General features: G+C 44.2%; 1 protein-coding gene and 1 rRNA gene. One reads left to right on the top strand and one right to left on the bottom strand.

All coding sequences use genetic code 11. The annotated features are described in order from the left end of the window. Positions 1-150 precede the first annotated feature (150 nt). Complete coding sequence (gene glyQ, locus BV375_RS01530; RefSeq protein ID WP_086756521.1) at positions 151-1,029, bottom strand: glycine--tRNA ligase subunit alpha; 879 nt, start codon at positions 1,027-1,029, stop codon at positions 151-153. Between the two features lie 310 nt (positions 1,030-1,339). Between glyQ and BV375_RS01525 the strand changes: the two genes are divergently transcribed. Further along, positions 1,340-1,592, top strand: a 16S ribosomal RNA gene (locus BV375_RS01525); the annotation flags it as partial.

Below are 1,592 nucleotides of genomic sequence, written 5' to 3'. Positions count from 1 at the left end.
CAACCGTCCCCCAATCGGGGGTTTGGGGGATTCTCCCCCAAATCTTGGTTTTTGTTCGACAGATGAGAACACTTATCACCTTAACTGAACCGTATTGGGTTATAGGGTTCTAGCCAATTAGTAGTTATCCTCAGTTTTAGTCTCTACTGTTTAACTTACGGCATTTTTGAGCAACGGAAAACCCAACTTCTCTCTCTGCTCAACATATAAAGTAGCAACCTTCCTTGCCAAATGCCGAATCCTGGCAATGTAGCGAGTCCGCTCAGTCACTGAAATTACGCCCCTTGCATCCAGCAAATTAAAAGTGTGTGAACACTTCATTACATAGTCTAAGCTTGGTAAGACTAAACCGCGCTCGGTCAACTGGTTAGCTTCCTGCTCATATAAATTAAACAGTGTTAGCAGCATCTCAGGATTTGATGCTTCAAAGTTGTAAGTACTCTGCTCAATCTCATTTTGCAGGAAAACATCTCCATAAGTAATGTTGTCTGTCCACTGAATCTTGGTAAATGCTTCCACTTGCTGGAGATACATCGTTAGCCGCTCTAACCCGTATGTAATTTCAATCGACACGGGTCGGCAATCTATTCCGCCACACTGTTGGAAGTAGGTAAATTGAGTAATTTCCATTCCGTCTAACCATACTTCCCAGCCAGTACCCCAAGCTCCTACTGTCGCATCTTCCCAGTTATCTTCTACAAACCGAACGTCATGATCTTCTGGACGGATACCTAACGCCCTCAAGGAATCAAGATAAATTTCTTGTATATTATCTGGCGAAGGTTTAATTAGAACTTGATATTGATAATAGTATTGGAAGCGATTGGGGTTTTCACCATAGCGTCCATCTGTAGGACGACGACATGGTTCAACATAAGCAACAGCCCAAGGTTCAGGTCCCAATGCTCTTAGAAAAGTATGTGGGTTCTTAGTGCCTGCTCCTTTCTCAATGTCGTAGGGTTGAGCAATCAAGCAACCACGAGCACTCCAGAATTCATGCAATGAAGCTATTATCGACTGAAAATTCACGCTCTACCTTTCCTTCTTCACCACAGTGCATCAACCATTGTTACCTAAACCCAGCACTGTGAGGAGTTTTGGGACGCCAAAAGAAACTCGAAAAATTTTTTCCGAAAAGAGTTGACAAAGCTAATTAGGCTCGATATATTAGATAAGTGCCTGAGAGCGGAGCGAGAAAAAGCGACGCGGTCAGGAGACCGAACCTTGAAAATATTATAGTTTGAAAGCCAGTATACAACAATCTACTGCGTCAGTAAAGAAAATAACCTGACTGAGGTTAAAATCAGTCGAAAGAGCTAAAACAAACAATTTCATTCACAAAATGGAGAGTTTGATCCTGGCTCAGGATGAACGCTGGCGGTATGCTTAACACATGCAAGTCGAACGGTGTTTTCGGACACAGTGGCGGACGGGTGAGTAACGCGTGAGAATCTAGCTTCAGGTCGGGGACAACCACTGGAAACGGTGGCTAATACCGGATGTGCCGAGAGGTAAAAGGCTTGCTGCCTGAAGATGAGCTCGCGTCTGATTAGCTAGTAGGTGTGGTAAGAGCGCACCTAGGCGACGATCAG

Origin of the sequence: Nostoc sp. 106C, assembly GCF_002154725.1 — a bacterium.
GTDB lineage: Bacteria > Cyanobacteriota > Cyanobacteriia > Cyanobacteriales > Nostocaceae > Aulosira.
This window is presented reverse-complemented; position numbering and strand designations above follow the sequence as displayed.